21 protein-coding genes are annotated in these 24,148 nt (G+C 36.9%); 9 read left to right on the forward strand and 12 right to left on the reverse strand.

What is annotated here, in order from left to right:
- From K1X82_01630 to K1X82_01650, 5 genes are all read right to left on the reverse strand, one after another.
- On the reverse strand, window positions 1-1,398 hold a 1,398-nt coding region (locus K1X82_01630; GenBank protein ID MBX7180783.1), incomplete at its 3' end, for a 7TM-DISM domain-containing protein.
- Window positions 1,376-1,999: a response regulator transcription factor gene (locus K1X82_01635; protein MBX7180784.1), complete on the reverse strand. Its 624-nt coding sequence runs from the start codon at window positions 1,997-1,999 to the stop codon at window positions 1,376-1,378. The genes K1X82_01635 and K1X82_01630, both read right to left, overlap by 23 nt.
- A gap of 470 nt (window positions 2,000-2,469) precedes the next feature.
- Window positions 2,470-3,573 (reverse strand): hypothetical protein, encoded by a 1,104-nt coding sequence (locus K1X82_01640; GenBank protein MBX7180785.1) that lies wholly within the window; start codon window positions 3,571-3,573, stop codon window positions 2,470-2,472.
- 26 nt (window positions 3,574-3,599) lie between these two features.
- Window positions 3,600-4,787: an FIST C-terminal domain-containing protein gene (locus K1X82_01645; protein MBX7180786.1), complete on the reverse strand. Its 1,188-nt coding sequence runs from the start codon at window positions 4,785-4,787 to the stop codon at window positions 3,600-3,602.
- Between the two features lie 586 nt (window positions 4,788-5,373).
- The gene (locus tag K1X82_01650; GenBank protein MBX7180787.1) at window positions 5,374-5,922 is read right to left on the reverse strand and encodes a hypothetical protein; all 549 of its coding nucleotides are present in this window, start codon (window positions 5,920-5,922) and stop codon (window positions 5,374-5,376) included.
- Between the two features lie 256 nt (window positions 5,923-6,178).
- Here K1X82_01650 and K1X82_01655 point away from each other — a divergent pair, with 256 nt between their 5' ends.
- The 6 genes from K1X82_01655 to hxpB all read left to right on the forward strand — a co-directional run bounded on the left by K1X82_01655 (window position 6,179) and on the right by hxpB (window position 14,006).
- On the forward strand, window positions 6,179-6,796 hold the full coding sequence (locus K1X82_01655) for a hypothetical protein (GenBank protein MBX7180788.1): 618 nt from the start codon (window positions 6,179-6,181) through the stop codon (window positions 6,794-6,796).
- A 2-nt stretch (window positions 6,797-6,798) separates the two neighbouring features.
- Complete coding sequence (locus tag K1X82_01660) at window positions 6,799-8,553, forward strand: PAS domain-containing protein (protein MBX7180789.1); 1,755 nt, start codon at window positions 6,799-6,801, stop codon at window positions 8,551-8,553.
- Window positions 8,550-8,996: a response regulator gene (locus K1X82_01665; protein ID MBX7180790.1), complete on the forward strand. Its 447-nt coding sequence runs from the start codon at window positions 8,550-8,552 to the stop codon at window positions 8,994-8,996. Before K1X82_01660 ends, K1X82_01665 begins: the two co-directional genes overlap by 4 nt.
- Before the next feature lie 5 nt (window positions 8,997-9,001).
- Complete coding sequence (locus K1X82_01670; GenBank protein MBX7180791.1) at window positions 9,002-10,984, forward strand: PAS domain S-box protein; 1,983 nt, start codon at window positions 9,002-9,004, stop codon at window positions 10,982-10,984.
- Window positions 10,985-12,221: 1,237 nt separating this feature from the next.
- On the forward strand, window positions 12,222-13,304 hold the full coding sequence (locus K1X82_01675; protein MBX7180792.1) for an acyloxyacyl hydrolase: 1,083 nt from the start codon (window positions 12,222-12,224) through the stop codon (window positions 13,302-13,304).
- 33 nt (window positions 13,305-13,337) lie between these two features.
- Complete coding sequence (gene hxpB / locus K1X82_01680; protein MBX7180793.1) at window positions 13,338-14,006, forward strand: hexitol phosphatase HxpB; 669 nt, start codon at window positions 13,338-13,340, stop codon at window positions 14,004-14,006.
- Here the strand turns inward: hxpB and K1X82_01685 are convergent.
- The 7 genes from K1X82_01685 to K1X82_01715 form a co-directional block, all read right to left on the reverse strand.
- Window positions 13,975-14,205, reverse strand: coding sequence for a hypothetical protein (locus K1X82_01685; protein ID MBX7180794.1), 231 nt, complete (start codon window positions 14,203-14,205; stop codon window positions 13,975-13,977). The two genes, hxpB and K1X82_01685, sit on opposite strands and share 32 nt — an antisense overlap.
- Before the next feature lie 22 nt (window positions 14,206-14,227).
- Window positions 14,228-14,797, reverse strand: a complete 570-nt coding sequence (gene lptC, locus K1X82_01690; GenBank protein ID MBX7180795.1) for an LPS export ABC transporter periplasmic protein LptC — start codon at window positions 14,795-14,797, stop codon at window positions 14,228-14,230.
- Complete coding sequence (locus K1X82_01695; protein MBX7180796.1) at window positions 14,763-16,154, reverse strand: hypothetical protein; 1,392 nt, start codon at window positions 16,152-16,154, stop codon at window positions 14,763-14,765. Before K1X82_01695 ends, lptC begins: the two co-directional genes overlap by 35 nt.
- Window positions 16,126-16,872 (reverse strand): type III pantothenate kinase, encoded by a 747-nt coding sequence (locus K1X82_01700; GenBank protein ID MBX7180797.1) that lies wholly within the window; start codon window positions 16,870-16,872, stop codon window positions 16,126-16,128. Before K1X82_01700 ends, K1X82_01695 begins: the two co-directional genes overlap by 29 nt.
- Before the next feature lie 72 nt (window positions 16,873-16,944).
- Window positions 16,945-18,264, reverse strand: coding sequence for an adenosylhomocysteinase (gene ahcY / locus K1X82_01705; protein ID MBX7180798.1), 1,320 nt, complete (start codon window positions 18,262-18,264; stop codon window positions 16,945-16,947).
- 66 nt (window positions 18,265-18,330) lie between these two features.
- Entirely contained in the window at window positions 18,331-19,110 is a 780-nt protein-coding gene (locus K1X82_01710; protein ID MBX7180799.1) for a helical backbone metal receptor, read from the reverse strand.
- Window positions 19,111-19,732: 622 nt separating this feature from the next.
- Window positions 19,733-20,314, reverse strand: coding sequence for a hypothetical protein (locus K1X82_01715; protein ID MBX7180800.1), 582 nt, complete (start codon window positions 20,312-20,314; stop codon window positions 19,733-19,735).
- A 138-nt stretch (window positions 20,315-20,452) separates the two neighbouring features.
- Here K1X82_01715 and K1X82_01720 point away from each other — a divergent pair, with 138 nt between their 5' ends.
- The 3 genes from K1X82_01720 to K1X82_01730 all read left to right on the forward strand — a co-directional run bounded on the left by K1X82_01720 (window position 20,453) and on the right by K1X82_01730 (window position 24,072).
- Entirely contained in the window at window positions 20,453-21,193 is a 741-nt protein-coding gene (locus K1X82_01720; GenBank protein MBX7180801.1) for a hypothetical protein, read from the forward strand.
- A gap of 332 nt (window positions 21,194-21,525) precedes the next feature.
- A complete protein-coding gene (locus K1X82_01725) occupies window positions 21,526-22,041 on the forward strand; it encodes a hypothetical protein (GenBank protein ID MBX7180802.1) in 516 nt (171 codons plus the stop codon).
- Window positions 22,042-22,095: 54 nt separating this feature from the next.
- Window positions 22,096-24,072 carry a PAS domain S-box protein gene (locus K1X82_01730; GenBank protein ID MBX7180803.1) on the forward strand — a complete coding sequence of 659 codons (1,977 nt, stop codon included), beginning with the start codon at window positions 22,096-22,098 and terminating at the stop codon, window positions 24,070-24,072.
- Window positions 24,073-24,148: the final 76 nt, after the last annotated feature.

Below are 24,148 nucleotides of genomic sequence, written 5' to 3' on the forward strand. Positions count from 1 at the left end.
AAAGGCTCCGTCTTCCAGTTCACGCGGCAAAATGGTGTGGGATAAATTACGAATATCTCTGCCTAATTCCGCCAGATAAGATTTGGCAACTAATCCATTCCCTAATTCAAGAGAATGAATAGTTCTGGCAATATCAACACCAATTTTGTCGTGCAATAATTCCGAAACCTGCCTCCTTTCCTTTATCCTTGCCAATTCTATAAAGTGTAGTGTTTCCTTTTCATCGGCTAATATCTTTTCCTGCAGCATTTTGTTTTTCCGAAAGGCTTCTATATAATCCTTTATGATTAACCATCCAAAGAACGCCATTTCGTACATAATTACAAGATTGATATTTCCTAATGACAAGGGAAAAGGAAATAAACCGGCAGCATGAAATACAATATAAAGTCCCCAGGCAATATGCGGGATAAAAGAAAAAAAAACATAAAAAGCCATTGGCTGCTTTAATTTTAAGGCCTTGATTAAAGCAACTATAAAGCCAATAATATTCATCAAGAATAAAACATAAATGGCTTTGGTGGCAGCCGATAAAAGCTGAAAATGCCCTGTAAACAATAAAAAAATGGTAAGAAAGGAAAGTCCTAAAATGACATATTGATTAGCAGTAAAAATGCGATAATTTACAGGACTAATTAATGCATGTTGAATGGTATGGGATAGGAAAGCACCCATTAATAAAAACCAGTAACAGCTGGAATAAATGCGAATTTCACTGAAATATAAAAAGCCGGGAAACACAAAATCTCGAAGGATGCCCATGTTGGTAAAAACATAAATTATTCCTGCAACTGAGTAAACCAAATAATGCCAGTACCATTTTTTTTTGGTTTTCAGGAATAAGTAGGCAATTAAAATAAGCCAAAGAATTGCAAATCCAAGAAAGGTAAAACTTAATGCTAATTCACTGTTAGAGTTTTTTTGAAGCACCTCGGAATTTGCCAAATCCATTTGAAAATCAATATGTGTCCATTGTTTTTTTACAGCTGCAAAGAGTACCACCCTTTCAGTATCCTGAATGGATGGTAAAGGAATGGCTTGTATATTGAAAAAGGCGCTGTGATTGCGGGTTCTGTCACCTAAAACGGACCAGGGTTTATTTCGGAAATAAACAGAAATGCTATCCAGATGAATATTATCAAAAATCCAAATAGTTTTGTTTCCAATTGCCAAAACATCGTATTCCAATTTGCACCAAATGGTGGAATTGATATTATATCCCATGTTTATAGCATTACCAGGTGAATAAGACTTCCAGTGTAAATCGGCCAGATTATCTATCCTATGACTTGAATTGCTATCAATGGCATAGTAGAATTCAATACCTCTTGATAATACAAAAAAAGGACCTACTAAAAAGAGAAACAGGGTTAATTTATAAGCCAATCCGACCCTCATATATCATCTTTAAAATTTCATTTGAACTGGTTGTCCGAAGTTTGCGGTGAATATTTCGCCGGTGGGTGTCGACTGTAGTTTTGCTGATATAAAGTTTGTCAGCAATTTCCTTACTTAAAAAACCATCCCGGACTAATTTCAAAATTTCACGCTCCTGCTTGGATAACTGAACCGTTTGAGCCCCTTTCAATAAGGGTTTTTCCCATTTTTTCAAATGCCCCTCATATTCGCCCCGAATCGCGGATAAAAGTATTTCGAGCTCTACTTCCTTTTTAAGAAAATAATCAACTCCGGCTCGCTGAGCTTTACCAATAATGTAAGCATCAAAATGGCCGGTTAACACAATTGTTATTGTGCTTTGACAGCTTTTTCGGTTTCTTGCCAAAAGTTCAATTCCATTTCCATCTTTTACAAAAACATCACAGATAAAAACCTGAAATTCATTTGTAGCAAGCAAATGCTCTGCCTCTTTTATTTCGTAACAAACATTGATTTCGAATTTGGGAAAATATTTTGAAATTATTTCGCTCAAACCTTCACAAAACAAAACATGATCATCACAAAGCAAAATTTTACCTGAATGATTACCGTCCATTTTCATAAGTGGTGCAAATTATATACAATTTTTTTCCTATTTCAAACATCAAGAGCAGCATAGCTACTTGATTTTTTTGACTTATTTGAACTTTTTATTTGGCTTCGATTTTCGGCCTATTGGTAAGTATACCTGTTTGATTAAATCAGGTAATGAAATGGTACAAAACCACTTTTGAATTTGGATGAAATTAATGATTAAGTAAAACTACTGACTTCCGGATTTTTGCCAACATCGGAATAGCCCCCCAGTCAACGAAAGAAGCAAGTACCCCACAGGCCTTGCTTAACATAGTGGACCAAGGGCAAGGAGCACTGCTGAAAGCGTGACCATGCTGCCCCGTGGTAAATGCTGAGTGGGAACTTAGGCCTTTACCGGTTAGTTCATTCTTAGGCATGAAAACGGGCAGGGGTGGCATGGCGCCCGCCAGATAAAAAGAAAAACTTTAATATTTCAGCCCAATTGGCAACTTTAATTCAGTTTTTAATGGCTATTTTTCGTTGTTCTTCGGCAGAAACAATGGCAGAGATTATTTTAAAAATCTGCAAATCATTTTCATCCATTTGGGTATTTGATTGGTAATAAACACCTAACCAACCCGGGGGGTGGCCGGCGAGGGGCAGGAGTTCTTCTGAGAGAGACTTATTCCATTTCAACTGGCAGGGCTTAATTTCGGATGTGGTTTGGGCATTTTCGAAAATACATTGGCAATTGCTTCCTTCCAATTTATAGCAAATGTTACAATCACTGTTATTAAGCTCGTTAGGTTCGATGGGGTTGGAATAAATTGCCTTTTGGCCTCTAACATAAACGGCCAGATCGGCCCGGAGAATTTCTTTTCCCTTTTTAAGAAAGGATTCGATGCTGCATTCCTGATTTTTCAGAAGGTTTAGAAAGCATTGAGAAATCACCTCCAGGTTATGACCATAGCTTTCCATCTTTTTTATCTGGTTTTTGATGGTTCTGCGTTTCAGCCTGTTTTTAATATTTACATACACTTGTTGGGTGAATAGGCTAAAAATTGCATCACTTTCCTTTTCGAGCGGTTCATAGATGGATGCTCCTTTTTCGGAGATACCTGCGAGGAGGAACAATTCCAGGTTGTGTTGGGGGTCGTCAATAAATTTTCCGTAGGCTTGTTTCAGGGGAAGCACACTATTTAAGGAAGCCAGGTCATTTTCGTGAAAATTGAGGAGGTTTTCTTGGCCGGTTTTTATACAGAGAGGAACCAGCCTTTCAAAAATAAGATCCGGGTCGATGGAGTCGATACCTTCGGTTCCGATCCAACTTTGGTATGAATTTTCGTCTTTGATACGGTAAATCAGGATTCCATATTCCACTTCAAACACGTCGACAATAGCTTCGGCCATTAGGTTGCAATACTCCTGATCGTCGAGGTCTTCCTGAGCTTTTTGGTTAAGGCTGTGCATCCGTTTATGGCGCACGATTTCATTATCCAGTTTATGCCTGATATTGATTAACTTTTGTTCGATGGCAAAAAATCGTGTGACACGCAACTCCAGATCACGGTAGCGGATAAGGAGTTCATCATAGGTTAGTTTTTTTTCTTTTCCTACCATAAAATTGTTGTTTTCGGTGTTGGTTATTAGTTTTTATAAAGTATGTAAAGGGCTGTGGTATAGTTGTGGTAGGTATTTTGGTTTCCGAGTCGGGCGAATTCTCCGAAGCCGTACATACCAAGCCAGGGTGGGCATTCGCCGTTTTTAAGGAAGGGGAATTGCATACGGTTTACCAATTCTTCTTTTAGGACTTTATTGAATAGGTATCTTCCTCTGGCGAGGCAATCGGCATGGAAAACGGCCACAATTTCTTTACCTTTTAGTCGTTCGCACATTTGGTTGGTCATGACTTCCATTTGTTCAAAGATCCTGTTTTCATCTCGTGCTGTTAACCAGAGTTTAGTTCCTTCGGGAATAGATTTGGCGTAATACATGGTATCACCCTCTTGTTTGGTGACAACGGATAAGATATGGTTATTGCCGTACTCTTGGGCCAGGGCGGATGGTAATTCTTCGGCCAGGGCACCGATAGGAATTGACTCACCGCAGCTTGCATTTTCATGTAAACCCAATCGGTTCAGGTAATGGCTCCAGGCAGGCTTACCATTAAGTTCCAGAATTTTATTTCCATGGGATTTGGTAACAATTAAGGGCTCACCAACAGCTACAAAGCCGTGGGTTGCCTGAGTTTCAACGCCCAGTTCTGGGTCAGAAAACCCAACGAGGTAGGCTGCGTTGGTATAAACTTTCCCATCAAAGGATTGATAGCTTATAACACCTTTCATATTATCGGAAGAAGTAGCACCAAAAATAGAAACCTCATTTCCGAAGACTTCAATCAAAGCCCGCAAACATTCGCTATTATTAATATCTATGCCTGAAGCGAGGAAATACAAAATTCTAACTCCGGGGTCTTCGGCTTTTAGTTTGGAAGCCATTTCGAGACACTTCTCATAGGAATTATGACTATAAATACCATCGACACCAGCCACTTTAGGTGCTTCGCCTGTTACAGCCATAATAGCGATATCTTTCATAGATTCGCTCACTCCTTCACGACCAACGATACCGCAACAGGAAGAGGCAACAATTTTTGCATTGGGAGCTAATTCATGGGCCTGATCGACTAATTCCTGAAAATTATGCCCGATTGATGCATGAATTATCACCAAAGTACAATCAGAAAAATGGTCACCTAAGGCCGATTCCATACATTCAGTAATGCCTCGTTTGGCATTAACAGCTCGAATACTTGAAGAAAAAAATTTATTCATTTAGATTATTTTAAATGTCAATACAGAATTAATTATCACATTTCGAATCTTTGATTCGTGCAAACATACACAAACATTTTAATTATAAATAAGAACATAGTCATGTTAATCAAGTCATTCGACGAATATTGCCAACTTGAAATCCAAACCACCAAGAAAAAACTAATCTTTATCTAAAAATAAAACAGGCTTATTTTAAAACCTAAAACAGAAAAATTACCAAAAATATATCTCAAAACAAGACCAGGTCTGACAAAACAGAACGACCAATGAAAACACAAACAAGAAGGACTTAAAAAAACAGAATGGGACATCTTCGATTAACAGCAAAAATTAATCGATAGAAAATCGCTATAGGATGCTAAATTAACCTAGAGCAAAAAATGAACCATGAACTTTTGATTTTTATTACCAATCGTAACAAATAATAATAAGAGAAAATAAAAAGCTTCAACCATCCTATTACCTATTAGTAATTCAATTAATCAAGACCAATAAATCAATACAAGATGAATAAACAAGCAGTAAACAGATGATGCTATTTAGAAGCATTCTAAACAAAATATATAAAACACAGGTTTAATCCTTATAGGATGCTAATTTTCCTAATTCCTCCAATCTTACCGATAATAGCCGAACCCAAAAAGACATCTTGAGGTGAAAAAATTTTATGACAAACCAAGGGGTAAAATCTAACGATATTATGAATCTCCAATTTGAAACCGGATTGAATTTTTCCGCCCACCGATTCAAGAACCAAAAAATGGCCATTTTTCAAATTTTGCAAGAGTAGGGACTTGGATGAAGGGAACTCAAGGATGAATTTTTGACCTTCTTTAAGGTCTTCCAAGTCAAGGAATGAGATTTCATCAGGACTATTGTTCGGCCCTTGCTCCTGGTAACAAAACTCATCCCATGACGGGTAACCCAAAAGCCGAGAAAGCTGATCAAGCGTGTACAGATGTGGTCTGGCAGAAGGTGAACTAAAGCCAAAAAGGCGTTTAAGAGTGCTTGAACTAATATTACAATTATAATTCTCCCTTAAATCTTTTGAGAGAAAATCACAATCTTTAGGATACCGCAAAGGGTACCCAACTCGGGATTCAATAAGTTTTTTAAGTTTTTCAATAATCATGGCAGGAGGCGAACATATTATAAAAAAAAAATTGAATGCTAACAGCTAAAAAAAGAATTTTTTGAATTTTTTGCCTGTGCCTACAAGACTGATTTTAAACTCTCTTTGCTTAAAAATAATACTCGATAAAGGTATTACTTTATTTTAAAATTCTTTTTACCGGAAGAAAAACAAAACCGAAAATTGGAAAAACCCTTTACCATTACCATGGTTTAAACAATTTCAAACTGAAAACAACATAACAACATAATTTTCAATGTATTATGAACAAATGTCGAACATAGAAAATGTTGCCACTCATATCGATGAGCTGCATGCAATTTCGACGAATGGTCCGTATTATGATATAATTTCCATATTATATTTAAACCCGAAAGAGCTTCTATTTTCATCAATTAGTTTTGTGGCAGGAGTACTTATTGCCGGCTTGCTTTTTTTTGTTTTAAACTGGATTTTACAACCCAGTTTAAAAATCCAACGACCATGTGTGGTATTAAAAGAAGGATTATTAGATAAAATAATTGTGCCAATTGTAAACAAATCTCTATACTATTCTTTAAAAAATATTAAAATTGAGGGATATATATTATATGAAAATCAAAAATTTGATTTAAAATTAGATAACAATTTTATTAAATCTATAAAATCATTAAGTACGGATGAATATCAATATATAATAAATGTTGAAGGTATAATTGAATATAAAAACAGGAATAGTGACATATCTACATCACTAAAAGATTATTCATATATAATTAATTCTCCAAACTCAATTTTAAGAATAATAGTATATTGTGAGCATAGTTTAAGTGGTCTTAAACGAATTATTAAAAAGAATTATCGTAGAATTTTATATAATTATCAGGAAGTTTAATTATGGATTTCCACAAACTATTATTTAGACAATACAAAAAGTATAATTTATCGGAAAATAACACACCTCCGGATTTTATTTCGGAGGTAAATAAAACCTATAATTCATTTGAAGAAAGAATACGGTTATTAGAAAATATTCTGGAGGTTAATCAAAAGGAGTTACTGAGAACGAACTCAGAATTAAAACGAGTACTGCTTGAACAAGAGCTCGAAATTGACAGGAACATCCATGAAATAAGAACTTCAAGGAATAACCTGGAAGAATCAAAAACTCAATTGCTAGCTGTTTTTTCAGCCATTGATTCCGTTGTAATATCAACCAATGAAAGTGGAATTATAAAATTCGTAAGTCCTTCAATTAAAAAGCAGTTCGGACTGGAAATTCATCAAGTTGTAGGCCTAGACATTACTTCATTAGCAAGAAGAATTGGGTTAGCAATTAATCCATTTGAAACACTAAAAAATGATCAAAGTCTCGAATTTACTTCAGAAAGTGGTGAAAAGCATTTCCAATTACGCTTAAATACCGATAATCCGGAAAGTAAAAACCTGGTTTACTCCATCATGGACATTACAAGTGACAAAAACTTACGCTTACAAGTTGAAGGGCAAAAGGAATTCTATGAAAGTATACTGGAGAATATACCGGCTGATGTTGCACTATTTACAAAGGACCATCGGTATATTTATTTGAACTCTAAAGCCGTTAAGAATCCCGAATTAAGGCAATTAATAATTGGAAAAACGGATTTTGAATACTTTCAGGCTACAAATCGCAGCGTTGAGAAAGCCATTGAAAGAGAAGCAATTTTTCAGGAGGCCATACAAAAGAGAAGCTATGTTGAATTTGATGACCGACTGGTAGATGCAAATGGGAAACAAAAGACACTAAAACGTCGCTTTACCCCTTTCTTAAAACCGGAATATCAGGAAGATTATGTGATGGGGTTCGGTATTGACGTTACAGAATTGTATGAGATACAAGCCCATTTGAAGGAAAATGAACAAAAAATAAAAGAACTGAACAACAGTTTGGAACAAAAGGTTATTGAAAGGACCCGGGAATTGCAGATTGCCAATAAGGAAATGGAATCCTTTTCCTATTCCGTTTCACATGACTTAAAATCACCACTTCGGGCTATTCAGGGGTATGCCAACATTTTAAATGAAGAATACAAACAATTCATTGATACAGAAGGGCACCGCTTTTTGGAAGAAGTAATAAAAAATGCGGATCGAATGACCCATTTAATTGATTCTCTTTTGTCCTTTTCACGATTAGGTAAAAAAGAAGTACATAAGGTAATTTTCAGTTTAGACGAATTGGTAAGTTCAATGGTGGAGGAGGAAAAGCCATTTCCCAACCCAAATTCAGTTTTACAAATTGAACCCTTAGGAAATGCTTATGCAGACCCGGATTTATTGAGACAGGTATTGACAAATTTGATCAGCAATGCATTAAAATATTCATCCAAGAAAGAAAAACCAACAGTCGAAATCAAGAGCATTGCGAATGGCGATGAACTTGAAGTTATTGTAAAAGACAATGGGGCCGGTTTCAATATGGATTATTACGATAAATTATTCGGTGTATTTCAACGCCTGCACTCCGACAAAGAGTTTCAAGGCACAGGTGTTGGACTGGCACTTACCCAAAAAATTATTACCAAACACGGAGGAAGAATCTGGGCAACATCCGAGCCCGGAAATGGCGCCGTATTTCATTTTACACTACCTCAAAAACAACAACAATGAATCAAATTGAAACCATAGATATTCTGCTAGTAGAAGATAATTTTAATGATGCAGAACTGGCACTAAGAGTTTTGAAAAAAAACTTTCCATCCAGAAAATTAGTTCACCTAGAAGATGGTGAACAAGTGCTTGATTATTTTAATCTTAGACAGAATCAACCAAATACCTACCACCATTCCATACTACCGAAAGTAATTTTACTTGATTTAAAGATGCCCAAAATCGATGGACTTCAGGTTTTGGAAATCCTTAAAAAAGATAATGAATTAAAGAAAATTCCAATTGTTGTATTAACCTCATCCAAAGAAGACCCGGACCTCAAACGCTGCTATGAACTTGGTGTTAACTCCTATATTGTTAAACCCGTTGAATTTAAAGAATTTATGCAAATTATTTCTCAAATAGGCGTGTATTGGGTAAACTATAACCAAAAGCCAAATTAAGAATTATGAAGGTATTGCATATTGAAGATAACGAATCTGATTCCTTTTTCATAAAACGTTTGCTCGCTGTACACTTTAGTGATTTGGATTACAAACTTGTTGAAGACCTGGATGAATTTAAAACAAGTCTTAATGATTTCCAACCCGATGTTGTTATTTCCGATCATAAATTAAAGGGATTTACCTCCAAAGAAGTTTATGTTGCTTTTAAAGACAGCTGGCAAAAATGTCCATTTATACTGGTTACCAATGCTATATCGGAGGAGTTTGCGGTAGAAACCTTGCGTAACGGAGTAGACGATTATATTCTAAAGGACCGTTTGGAACGTTTACCAAAATCCATTGAAAATCTATTAGCAAAATACCAATGGGTTGCAGAAAAAGATGAATATATCAAGCAAATTATTGAAAGTGAAATTCGGTACAAGGATTTACTTCATTCTACTTCGGAGTTAATTCACAGTGCCGATGAAAATGGCAATATTCTATTTGTGAACGAAAGTTGGAAACGAGTATTAGGCTATACATTAAGGGAGGTGTTAGCAAAGAACATCTTTGACTTTCTTGAAAACAACTCGAAAATTTCTTGCCTTAGCAAATTTCAGCGCATCATGAAGGGGGAAAAGGTCGAAAATATGAGATTAAAGATGATTTCCAAGGATGGATCGGTGAAAATTTTGGAAGGAATGGGAGTGCCACGCTTGCTTGGAAATAACGTTATTGGATCCCATGCATTTTTTAAAGACGTCACCGAAAAAGAAAATATTCAGTCTGAACTGGAAAAAAGTGAAAAGCGCTATGCCCTGGCCATTGATGCAACTGCCGATGGAATAATTGATTTCAATATCAAGGAAAATAGTTTTTACTTGTCGGTTCATAGTTTTGACATATTAAATCAAAACAACAGACAAATCTCACTTTCGAATTTGTCAGAAATTATTCCGCCTTCCTTTTACCAATGGATTAAAGGTCTTTTGGAATCCGATAATAATTTACAAAAAAAATTAAGTTTCGATCAGGATATACAATTAAACATAAATTCGGACAAATGGATTAACATCAAAGCCGGATTTAACCCTTCAGACTTTCGAATAAATGGCTCTATAAGGGACATTACGGACAAAAAAATTCAGGAAATCGAAATTCAAAACCTGAATAAAGAACTTGAACAAAAGGTTGAAATAAGAACCTTGGAATTAAAATCCGCCATTAAGTTATTAACCCATAAAAACAAGGAAATTCAGGATAGTATTGTTTATGCAAAACGAATCCACAATGCCTTATTAACCATTCCGGTAGACTTTAGTGAACTATTTCCTAATTCATTTATAATCAACCAGCCTAAAGAGCTTATTGGTGGGGATTTTGCTTGGTATCAACAATTAGATGATTGTAAATTTGTTGCTGCAGTAGATTGCACCGGACATGGTGTTCCCGGTGCCTTATTGTCGGTTGTGGCCACCATTCTTTTGGATGAAGCTGTAATTAAACAAAAAATTATCAACCCGTCCGAGATTCTGGGCTTTGTTAACAATCGACTAAACATCCTATTCAGAAACTCAGCCGAAGTTATTTCGGATGGTATGGATATTGCCCTCTGTACTATCTGTGAAAAGGAAAATCTGGTGCTATTTTCTGGTGCTCAAAGACCCATTTATCAGGAATCGAACGGGGTTATTACCAAGCGATTAGGAGATAAAATTTCGTTGGGCCAAACTGAAACACAAAAATCATTTGCAGTGCAGGAAATAAAGTATTTGCCCGGTGATATGTTGTATTTGTTTTCAGATGGAATAACCAGTCAGTTTGGTGGTCCGGAAGGCAAAAAAATCAGGAGGCAACAGTTTATGGAAGAGCTGGAAAGTATTTCAGGCAAACCAAACAAGCAAGAATTAATAACGGATTTTTTTGAGAAATGGAAAGGCGATATGGAACAAACTGATGATGTGCTCATTCTGGGTATAAAACTTAACAAAGCGGTAATATGATAGGAGTAGTGTCTTTGTCGATGGTTAACAAGCATGAACCGTTTACATTCACCCCTATCTATCATTTGTGGAAAATACACCCCTAATCTTTGGCATTGTAATCAGTGTCGAATGAAATAGCCGTTTCAATATTACACATTTTCCTTGCCAAAATGCTATATTGTCATGGCTGATTTTTCCAGAAATTTCCATGTAAAGTCCTTAATTATCAAGCGAAAATACATTCCCTCGCAACCCATTTTAAACCATTCGGCAGCTTACTTGGCCGAATTCATTTCCATCAACGACTATTCATTCTTCTAATCACACTAGCTATTACCACTTGGTCAGTCTGACTATTTTGGAAAAATGAATTCCTCTGCAATTTTGCAAAATTTCTCCCGACCAGCAATACCACTAATTTCGAATACCACCACTTAATAAAGCCTTTGGCAAATTCCTTTAGGTATTTGTTATTGGTTTCACCGACCCCTAATTTTTAACTTAATCATTTCTTGAAATGGTAGCATTTGAACCAAGTTATGAAAGCACTAGAAAGCTTAGCCAGTAATTCTAACCTCACCGCAACGACTCGATTAACAAGTTTGAATTTAAACCTATTATTCCAATGATATTTGAAATAGTCCAAAACCTATTTTGAAAATTATCGTAGTAAACGCCTATGCAAAAGCTGTTTAGGCCAATTATTGCCATGTAAAATTGGACAATTAAAGATAAAACAAACATTTTCGCATCTTTACCACATGAACCTTTTAACGCTGCTATTCCAACTTGATTTATCCCAATCCATTGAGGAAAATTAGGAATACCTGGTGTTGCGGAGATTTCAATTGCTGCGAAAGCTATTAGAAAGCACCATGCTAATTACCTGCACCGCCACGTATAGCTTGCACCCGGGTTAGGGATTGCAGTGGAAATCCTTTTTGTCGAGGTTACGAGCAAAAAGATTGGAACGGAAAGCCCGACCCGTTAGGGGAACCCCCAAAAAAAACAGGATTAAACCTTATTCGGAAATAAGATAAACAGCCAAACTAGCAGATTTTGAAACTTAAACCAAGAGTATATAAACGATATACCTCTACCCTTACTGATTAGTGGCTTTTAGGGTGCATCATGGCACCTGTTCCATTGGTTATGCTACTTGTTCACCTTTATTCCATTTCCAATTCATAAATCCCATTCGTTACCCGTTAGAAATAACCGATTGAAACAGGGTTTAAAGTATATTCGCACGGCAATGAAAAGTAAGCTGCTTATTCTGCTTTTGGGTTTGGTTTGGGCGAATATGCTCCACGGTCAAACCTATTCTAATTTGTCGCTGGCAGCAGGTGGCCATTGGGGATTTTTACTCTATCACCATAAAAATATGCGAGGTATGGCAACTTCGCACATTAAGGCCATGGAACTGGAACTGGGCTTTCGCTGCGATGGGAAAAAAAATTGGCATCATTTGTATCGTTTTCCTCAGTATGGAGCCAGTCTAACCATTTTTAACCTGGGTAGTCCGGATTACCTGGGAACTGGTATTGCTTTGTATCCATTTATTAAATTTCCATTGGCCGGTGGCAAATTTTATCAGTTGCATTTTAGAACCGGAGCCGGTTTAGGATATGTGGAAAAAATTTTTGAAATAAACCAAAACAACAAAGCCACTGCCATAGGCTCTCATTTAAATGCCTATATCAATTTACGCCTAAGCAGCTACATACGTCTTTACAAAAGCTTGGTTCTTGACTTCGGATTAGGCTTATCCCATTTTTCGAACGGTGGTAGCAAGAAACCTAATCGGGGGATTAATGTTCCAACGGTGAATTTAAGTTTGGTATATGAAGTAGGACATGGAAAGGAAGTAAAGAAAGATACCAGCCGGTATATTTTTCAAAAGCATAGAGTGTTTATGATACTCAGCGGTGGATTTGCCCAGCTTTCTAAACCTGGGGGAAGTACGTATGGCGCTGCCTCCCTGCAAACTTTTTATGATTTTAGACCAACCGTTAAATCCAGCTTTGGTGCAGGTTTGGATTTAATGTATTTCGAAGGCAACCGGGAAAAATTCCGCCGCGATTCGGTTCAGGTAGGCAGTCCCCTGGAGAATATTCAGGTGGGTGGAAAGGTGTTTTATCAATTTAACATGCACCGCTTGATGGTTCCGATTGAGTTTGGTTTTTATGCCTATTCTAAAAACAAATCGGTTGGTTTCATGTATCATCGAATTGGATTACGATACCAGGTTAGTAAGCACCTGCTGTTTAACCTTACACTAAAAACCCATTTTGCAGTTGCTGAATACATTGAATGGGGATTGGGCTGGAAATTTTAAAGTGTTCGACCATGCTTTTTTGTTTCTTTGTGCATGGTTGAAGCGGTTTTATACGATATGGATGGGCTTATTGCCGATACCGAACCATTGTGGCAAGAGTCGGAAATAAAAGTTTTTAATGCAATTGGGGTTCCCTTAACTCGCGAACTTTGCCGCCAGGTAATGGGTCAACGCTTAGACGAAGTTGTAAAGTACTGGTATCAGCAATTTCCCTGGGATGGAAAGGACTTAAAAGCAGTGGAGAATGAGGTAATAGAGGAATTGCTTTGGTTAATTGAAACCAGGGCTGAATTATTACCCGGGGTTGCCAATTCATTGGAGTGGGTAGAAAAAATGGGATTGAAACGAGCTGTAGCTTCTTCCTCTTCCCTTCGTATTATTCAACAACTGCTTAAAAAGGTGGGAATACGTTCCAAGTTCGAAACCATTTGTTCGGCTGAATTTGAGCCTTATGGCAAACCTCACCCCGGTATTTTTTTAACTGCAGCCAAACAACTTGGGGTTTTACCTTCCAACTGTTTGGTATTGGAAGATAGTGTAAATGGCGTTATTGCAGGTAAAGCAGCCCGAATGAAGGTGTTTGCTGTTCCTGACCGTGAAATGGCAGCCGACCCCAGGTTTTGCCTTGCTGATGCTATTCTCCAAAATTTGAATCAATTGGAAGAAACAGCTAGCCGGCTTTATGGGATTCGTCCTTCTTAGCTTGGTTGCCCAAACTTTTTTCAGCATTTTGTCTTTGCTTTTTCCGAACAGCATACATTACTCCTGCAATAAAAGTAAACACAAACAGGTACCAATTCCGTTCTATACCTGTTCGGGAGGATTCATAGGTTCCTAAAATCAAGCATCCGATGGCTACTATGACCCACATGATTTCACTAATTCGCATCAATTTTAACATGGCTTTTGGTTTTTGTTTGGAATCATTCTTTTACAGCTATGGTTCCTTTGATGTTTTTTATTCGGTATTTGGTAAATTCTTGGTTAGACTCTAGTCCATCACCGTATAAAATTTCGTCCTTGGTAGTAATGGTAACAAACTCGTTGGTATAAATTCGTTTGGTTTGTTCTTCCCAAATGAGGTGTTCGGTTTTTAAGGTTTCTCCCTTGTTATTCACCACCACCACATTAATTCTGGCTTCCATTTTACCCTTTCCTTCATAGTTTACAGCATATCCGGAGGTCATTTCGGTCTCCGGTTTACCATCGGGACCTAAAAAACTAACATGGACCCCCTTGGGTAAAACTTTCCGGGCATTAAATCCGGGGTAAGTATAAATAACAGGCGATTCCAGTTTCATCGTTACTTTTCCAGAATCGGTGTGGGTAATCGTAATATTTCGGGCTATTTCAGATGGTTCATCGCTGCGTCGGGCAATTTTATTTACTTCATCCATACGGTTCTTGCATGCACTTAACAAGAGCAGGCAAGCAGTAAGTAAACGCCAAGGCATTGCTTTAATCAAATTTACGCTTTTTGAACCAAAGGTCATTGATGGTAACATTCAAATACACCTTGGCAAAACGTTCTCTTATGCCTAATTGGTTCATGCTACCTCGTTCTGAAAGGTCCAATCCAATGTTTAGGATGGAAGGAGGAATGGTTTTAAAAGGTGGTTTTAGTCGAATACCTAAGCCTAAGGTTACTCCATATTGTGCCACACTGATTCCATTAACCATGGTATTGTTAAAAGAATAATAAGCTCCAATACGGTAGGAAGTCGCATATAAAAGGACTTTACCTAAATTGGGATCATTGTATTTGGAAATGTCCGGTGTATATTCAGCACCAAAAGAATACCGGGTATAATCGCGTAAGTTGCCTTGGTAACTGGATGATACTTTGGACCAGCTTTGAGTATAATAATCAAAGGCAAATTGGTATTTTCCTTTGTTTACAAAACTAATACCGCCACCATAAGCCATCGGCAATTCGATGCTGGATTTGTTATTGCGTTCGTATAGGATGGTATCTCTTACCACTTCCAATTGGTCGGAGGTGAGTCGGTAATTGAAAAGGTAATGGGTGTGAGCATTGTTAAGTCTGGAAGCTAGTTCAAAAATTCCACCCAGTTTGATGGAGGTATTCGTTCCTACCGGAATTTCACCCAAAATCCCTCCTTTAAACTGAAATCCGGTGAAATTATCCAGCACCTGATTGGTTATTTTAAGAAGCGACGAATCTAAATTAGGAATAAAGACCTGGTTTCGATCTAAATCACCCCAAATGTAAGAGGCACTTACTCCGATGGAAATACATTTCCAAGGTCGAACTCCAAAAGAAAGGAAAGCTGAATTTCCGCCTCCGGTTCCTTTAAATACGGTGGTGTCTTTCGAAGTGGTATCTGAAGTAACTATGTTATATCCTACCCTGCTCAAAGCCTTGTAACCAAATGCCATTCCCATCACATTGCTGGGTGTGTTATTCAATCGTTTTTTAGAGATTAGATTAAAACCTATAGCAAAATAGTCCAAATTAGCTTGAAACTGGGTATTGGATGCCGAAGGATTAGCAATATTATACCACTTAAAACTGGTACCCAAATCAATGGCAGAATGCATGTAACCGATGGAAGACAAGGCAGCCGGGTTTGCAAAATTAATGGAACGGTTAGGTTCAGCACCATCGTTGTTTTGACTGAGTGTTGTTCCACCCATACCTATGTTCCTAGCTTGTCCCGGATAATCAATTTCTCCAATTCCATACCTGGTAAGTGGAGATAAGCTTCCATTCTGGGCCATAATATTTCCACTACTCAAAAGCATGAATACGGCCAACCACAAATAGGGTTGAACATTAAAGCTTATTGAAGTTGGATGTTTAGGCAATTCCTTGTTTATTTCCTGCATTGTAATCTAAAATGGCATTCAAGCCTTGTAGCACTAAATTGGGCGATGCAAAGATGGGAACTTTAAGTCGTTTTTCAAAAATTGTGGAGTCCCCGCCGGTCAATACTGTGTTAATTTTTCCAAACTGCTTTTCAAACAAGGAAATGGTCCCTAAAATTTCTTGTTCTATTCCTTGAACTACCCCCAAAACAATGGCTGACTCGGTGCTGTTACCATAAATGGCATTAAAATCTTTGAAGCCAAGCAAAGGAAGTTGGTCTGTATATCGGTTCAAGGCTTGAAAACGCATGGTCATTCCGGGTGAAATGTTACCTCCCAAATACCTTCCATCCCGATCAACAAAATCAAATTTGATGCATGTTCCCATATCAATTACCAAGGAATTTTGGTTTGGAAACAAACTCCAAGCCCCAACCGTACCGGCCAACCTGTCTAAACCCAAGGTTTGGGGTGTGGAATAAGTATTCACTAAAGGGGTTTGGGTTAGGTGGGAAAAATGTATCCAAACCGGGGCTTGTTTTACCCATTCATCCAATTCCAACCAAGGCTTTTTAACCGACGATACCAAAATAGCTTCCGACGTTTGAAACGGGGAAAGATCCAGGAGCAAATCTTCCAGGTTAGGACTCTCGGTTCGGCCTTGTCTTTTTAACTGACCATCTTCAAATACCGCCCATTTGGTAAAGGTATTGCCTCGGTCTATAATTAGATTAGCCATGCTGAAAGGGAAGAATATTTCAAAAAAAATCCCCACCAAAACGGCAGGGATTTTTGAATAGTTCTTGTTGGATTAGTAACGGTAGTATTCTGGTTTGTAAGGACCTGCAACAGTTACTCCAATGTAGGAAGCTTGTTCTTCGCTCAATTCTTCCAATTGTACTCCAATTTTAGAAAGGTGCAAACGAGCTACTTTTTCATCCAAATGTTTTGGAAGGGTGTAAACTTTGTTCTCGTAGGCAGAACCGTTTGTCCACAACTCCAACTGAGCTAAAGTTTGGTTTGAAAAGGAGTTACTCATAACAAAGGAAGGGTGACCGGTAGCACAACCTAAATTTACCAAACGACCTTCAGCCAAGATGATAATATCCTTACCATCCACGTTGTACAAGTCAACTTGAGGCTTAATGGTATCTTTAGTAGATCCATAATTGTCGTTTAACCAAGCCATATCAATTTCAATGTCGAAGTGGCCAATGTTACAAACGATGGTTTTATCCTTCATAGAACGGAAATGTTTCTCGGTAATAATGTCCTTATTTCCGGTAGCAGTAACAACGATATCCGCCTCTTTAACGGCATCAATCATGCGTTTAACTTCGAATCCGTCCATAGCCGCTTGCAAGGCACAAATTGGGTCAATCTCGGTTACGATAACACGAGCCCCTGAACCGCGCAATGATTCCGCTGAACCTTTTCCTACGTCACCGTATCCGGCAACAACAGCCACTTTACCGGCCATCATTACATCGGTTGCACGACGAATAGCATCTACCAAGGATTCTTTACAACCATATTTGTTATCAAATTTAGATTTGGTAACGCTGTCGTTTACGTTGATGGCAGGAATTGGTAAAGTTCCATTTTTCATACGCTCATACAAACGGTGAACGCCGGTAGTGGTTTCTTCGCTCAAACCTTTGATATCCTTAATCAACTCCGGATATTTGTCTAATACCATGTTGGTTAAGTCTCCACCATCATCTAAAATCATGTTCAAACTTTTTCCGCCTTTAAAAGCAAATAAAGTTTGTTCAATGCACCAATCAAATTCTTCGGCAGTTTGACCTTTCCATGCATAAACCGGAATTCCGGCAGCAGCTATTGCCGCAGCAGCATGATCCTGAGTTGAAAAAATGTTACATGACGACCAGGTTACATCGGCACCTAATTCTACTAAGGTTTCAATTAATACCGCAGTTTGAATAGTCATGTGTAAGCAACCTGCAATACGAGCACCGGTCAATGGTTTTTTAGGACCGTATTCTGCACGAATAGCCATTAATCCTGGCATTTCAGCTTCGGCTAAACGGATCTCTTTACGACCCCAGGCAGCTAAGCTAATGTCTTTTACTTTGTAAGGAAGCACTTCTGTTTGTGTTAATGTTGACATAAAAAATAATTTGTTGTTGTTGTTGTTTTCTGGGCGGCAAAGATACTAATAAAATTTTGACAAAAATTAAAGGATTTCTTCTCTTAACTTTTTAAAGTAATTCGCAGCTTTCAGCATTCTTGAACCATACCACGAAAACATTTCTCCATCCACTAAAACCACCTTGGATTGCTTAAATCTCTCCTGATATTGCCTTACATGCTTAATTCCAAACGGATAAGGTTCAGAGGATAAAAAAATAAAATCCGGCTTCAAATCATGTATCGCTTCTAAACTTAATTCCGGATACCGTCGCAAATGACTCAAACTATTTCTAAATCCGGCCCTTCTCATACAATCGTTGATGTAAGTTTCATTGCCCGCCCCCATCATAGGCTTGTCCCAAATTAGATAAACCGAACTATGATTTGTAGTCCCGGGCAATTGCTCCATTGAACGTGCTATCTTGCTTACCAGTTCTCCGGCCTCCCCGGTTTTGCCGGTTAGTTGTCCAACCTGTTGTATCATTGCCAATCCCGATTCCACCGTGTTAATGTCTGTTACCCAAACCGGAAAAGATTGAGACAATTCCAGTATGTCTTCTTCCTTATTCTCTTCCTTGTTCGCTAAAATTAAATCAGGATTCAATTGTGCAATTACATCTAATTTGAGCTGTTTAGTGCCTCCAACTAATTTCTTGTTGCTTAGTAAATGCCGGGGATGAATACAAAATTTCGTGATGCCAACCAATTCCTGCTCCAACCCCAAATCAACCAATAGTTCAGTTTGAGATGGAACTAAACTAACAATTCGTTTTGGCGGCTTGCTCAGGTTTATTGTTCGACCCAATTGGTCAGTAAACTCCATAAAGCAAAAATAGTCAGTTATTCCATGGAAAGTGCGGATACAATGGCTGTTTTAACCAGACTATCAAAATTGGTTAAATAGGGTTTGCTAATACACATTCAATCGATTCATTATAAGCCATTTAAATAATTATTTGAATCACATTGGTGCAAGATTTTGAATTAGATTTTCTAGATTTCCTTGCATCCATATTTTTTGAAGATTACTTTGGATTGTTAGTCAGAAATACAGCATCTGCTTCGTTGCCTGCGGTTCGCATTATTTAAGTATACAGCTTCACCTTGGCGCCTTGCATCTACTGCATTTCTGACTTTTTCAGCAGATCCTAAATAATTATCAATCGGATGAGTGATTTTTATTATACCCTAAGCAAGCCCCTAGGCAGAAGCAAAGCGGTATCAATTAATTTTAACCTTAAACAAACAGCTATTCCGGTGAATTGGTAGGTTAGTTTTACTAAGTTTCTATTCCATTCTCAATCATCCTATCTAAATCTAACAACCAAGTTAATTGCCCAAGCTTCAAACTTCGTTCAGGAAAGAAATGGACAAAAGATTACCACTGAAATTTTGATAATCAAAATCTCCCCCCCCCCTCAATAAATTTTAAAGAGAAATTGCAATTAAATGCCTTGAGGAACAAAATCCTCTCTAAGAATATTTATCCTCTTAATCCCTCCCACTTTACCAATAACAGTTGACCCTAGCGGAGTTCCTTCAGGACAGAAAATTTTATGACAAACCAAAGGAAAACATTTTACAATGTTTTTAATCTCTAACGTGAATCCTGCTTTAATTTTAGCACTTATAATGGATTCCAAAACCAAAAAAGTACTATTGTTTAGGTATTCCAAAAGAAGCTTTTTCTCAGGTAAAAATTCAAGGATTAACTTTTGACCTTCCCTTAGTTCATTCAAATTGAGAAAGCAAATTTCATTCGGATTGCAACTTCCAACCTCCTGACCTTCTTGGCAAAAGTTATCCCATGAGGTATAACCCAAAACATTAGATAGAAGATCCAAAGTATAAAGATGCGGTTTGGCTGAGGGAGTGCTAAATCCAAAAAGACGTTTAAGGGTACTGGAACTTATATTACAGTTGTATCCCTCCCTTAAATCCTTGGAAATAGTTTCGCAGTCCTTTGGATACCGTATGGTGTATCCCAATTTCAGTTCAATGTTTTTTTTAAGCCTTTTGATGTTCATGGTAGAAGGCGATTTTAGTATATTTTTTTGTTGTTTATAATTTAACGACCTAAAAGAACTTTATGACCTTTTTGATTTTTTTGATAGATTGATAGAAAAAGAAAATAGAATCTCTTTGTACCAAATCCGGGGGGGCAAATGTGTAATATTTTCAACCAAAATACTCAAATTATCGACCAACTATCATTTTGCCATATTCCACTTGACAGTATTGGTCTTAAATTAAATTTTTTGCATGGTCAAAAAGAGTTAGTGTCATTTTTACACTTAGTTCAATCCAACAAAGCTCTCTCCGAGGGTCAAAATCAACAAAAAAATATAATTAAAGAGTTTGTTATCAATCACTTAAACTCAATTAGCGACTTTTCATTACTGGACTCCGGGCTTATTTCATCGGAGATCTTACCCTTTCTTTTAGTGGGCTCTCCTCTTTTACTTTTTCTATTATTATTATTAAAATTTAGACCAAAAATTTTAATTCAAAAACCTTACCTCGTTTTAGGAGAAAGTTCAATTGACCACCTATGCATTTCCATAGTAAACCTTTCCAAACAGCAAGATTCAATTGGCATAAAAACCGAAGCTGAAATAATCAATGATAATATTACCTATCGCCTAATCCTTGAAGAAGATGGAATGGAGATACAATCTATGAGGAAAAGAAAAGTTGGAATTTTAAACATGATTGTCCGAAAAATTGATTTTGCACCAATTGATTTAAGGCCTAAACCCGTTTACCTAAAAGACCTATCTCTATTACTAAATTCTCCAAATACCATTTTAAAAATCAAAGTTATAGCAAAACACAAAATGTCAGGTATATGTCTATCAATTGAAAAAAAATATAGAAAAATAATTCACAATTACTACGAAATATAAAATACAAATAATTTTAATTATAGTTTAATATTTAATATAAATCATCAAATATAAATCAATTAACAAAACAAATTAATAAGAGAATAAATCCATATACCCAAACCTTCATAATAAGCTGTAAAAAATAAATAACCCAATGCCAAGTTAGGCAAAACCAACTAAAAATCCTTAACTTCCTATAACCTATGCAAAAACATCATTCTACTTAAATCCCCGTGACCTTAAACCCAGAATAATTCACCAAATAACCTTATAACCTAGTAATTTCCATTAACATGCTTTTTGCTAAATAATCAGCACCGCTGTTACATAACGCTCTCCATATGGCTCAAATGATAGAATCGTTATTACACCTTTCAAAACTAGAAATAGGTAGGCTTAATATAAAATTGGTCGATTTGCATCAGTTGGCACTTCAGGTTTTAGAAGAAAACAAACCTTATCCCAATCCAAATTTGCATTGCACAATAGATAGTTTGCCACCAATTAATACAGATCCAATCTTACTGCATCATGTTCTATTTAAGCTGATAGAAAACGCAATAAAATTCTCTTCCAAAAGAGAATATCCAAAAATTAAAATTTCAAGTTTTCTTTCAAGCGCTGAAATACGAATTTCAATCAAAGACAATGGTGTTGGATTTGATATGGCTGAATATGATAAACTCTTTGGCACTTTCAAACGACTTCAATCCGGTAACGAATATCAAGGAGATGGCTTAGGACTCGTCTATTGCAAAAATGCCATTTCCAAATTGGGAGGTCGAATATGGGCTCAATCAATACTAGAAGAAGGTTCTGAATTTTCTTTCACTTTACCATACTCCTGCATACCTTCCAGTAATTAAAAATAAATAATTCAAACAACACTAAACCAATATAAATTTTTACGTTATCTAAATATGAGGATTTTACATATCGAAGACGATGCCAGCGACGCCCTTTTCATTCAAAGAAAACTCGCAAGTACATATACTCATTTAGAATACCTTCGAGTACAATCATTAGAAGAACTCAAAACTTCAATCCCATCTTTTGAACCAGACGTAATACTATCCGACCATCAATTAAATGGCTTTACCTCTAAAGAAATTTTTCAAATTTTCAAAGACTCTTGGCACAATTGCCCTTTTATACTAATTACAGATACCGTTTCAGAAGACTTCGCTGCCGAAGCACTAAGAAATGGGATAGATGACTATATTGTAAAAAATCGTATTGACCGTTTACCAAAAGTTATTGATACTTTACTTCTTAAAAACCAACTCTTAAAAGAGAGAGATGAATACATCAATCAAATTATTGAAAGCGAAACCAGATACCGCGACTTATTGTATTCAACCACCGAACTAATCCATAGCGCTGATTTACAAGGTAACCTGAATTTTGTAAACCAATCATGGAAACGCTTTCTTGGATACTCCAGTTCCGAAGTCATCAACCGAAACATCTTCGAATTTATTGCAGATTCTTCCAAAAGATCCTGCGAAATCAAATTCCAACGATTAATGAAAGGCGAAAAAGTGGAAGATATGAAACTAGAAATGATTGCCAAAGACGGCCAATTGAGAAAAATGGAAGGATTAGCCGTCCCTCGTTACATTGGGAATTATCTTATTGGATCTCATGCCTTTTTAAAGGATATTACCGAAAAAGAAGAAATCCAAAGCAAACTTATTGAAAGCGAAAAACGATACGCACTTGCAATTGCTGCAACTTCAGATGGTATCATTGACCTTAATATTAAAAACAAACAATTTTACCTTTCAAACCATTGCTTTGAAATACTTGATCTAGCTCCCCAACCCATCTCAATCTCTAACCTTCATTCCATCGTACCTTCCGGGTTCTATCTCTGGGTGAAAAACCTGGTAAAAAACAATGGAAAAAAATTGAAAAATTCACTTTTCGATCAAGATATTGAAATTTTCTCCAACCCATCAAAATGGGTAAATATTAAAGCAATCTTCAACCATAAAGATTGCCGAATTAATGGCTCAATCCGGAATATTACCGAAAAAAAAATCCAAGAAATAAAAATTCAAAACTTTAATAAAAATCTGGAAATTCGGGTAGATCTTAAAACTAAAGAGCTTAAAAAGGCTATATCTTTACTAACCAGCCGCAATAAAGAAATACAAGACAGTATTCATTACGCAAAAAGAATTCACGATGCCTTAACTTCCCATCCCAGAAACTTGGATGAAATATTTCCAAATTCCTTTATTCTTAACCTCCCCAAAGATGTAATTGGCGGCGACTTTGCTTGGTTTCAACAGGTGGGCAATACCAAGTTTATTGCAGCAGCCGATTGCACAGGCCATGGTGTTCCTGGTGCCTTGCTTTCGGTGGTTGCAACCATTCTTCTTGATGAGGCAGTTCTTAAACAAGAAATAAACAATCCTTCCAAAATCCTTGAATTCGTAAATAAACGCCTTTTAAACCTACTTAATAACACTGAAGATCTATTGTCGGATGGCCTTGACATCGCCCTTTGTGCAATCAATCCCAATTGCAGGAAAATCCTATTCTCAGGAGCAAATCGACCCATTTATTTCAAAACCAACAACCAAATTACAGTCCTTCATGGCGATAAAATATCGCTTGGCGAACCCGAAAAAAACCATGTATTTTCACTTCAAACTATTTCTTACATGCCTAATGACCAGCTCTTTATGCATTCAGATGGAATTACCAGTCAATTTGGAGGAAAATTCGGAAAAAAATTAAAACGACAACACTTACTGAACGAATTAGAATTTGATATGCCGATGCCTCAGAAATACCGTTTTATTCGTGAACTATTTGATGAATGGAAAGGTGACTTGGAACAAACTGACGATGTGTTGGTAATCGGTATCACTTTGCCTTCAACTTAGTTTTTTAAGTATTTGGCGGGCCCATTCGCACAACAATTTCACTTCGTCCGATAGTTCGTAAGGCTCATGGCCGGGC

Source organism: Bacteroidia bacterium (assembly GCA_019695265.1).
In the GTDB taxonomy this organism is placed as follows: domain Bacteria; phylum Bacteroidota; class Bacteroidia; order JAIBAJ01; family JAIBAJ01; genus JAIBAJ01.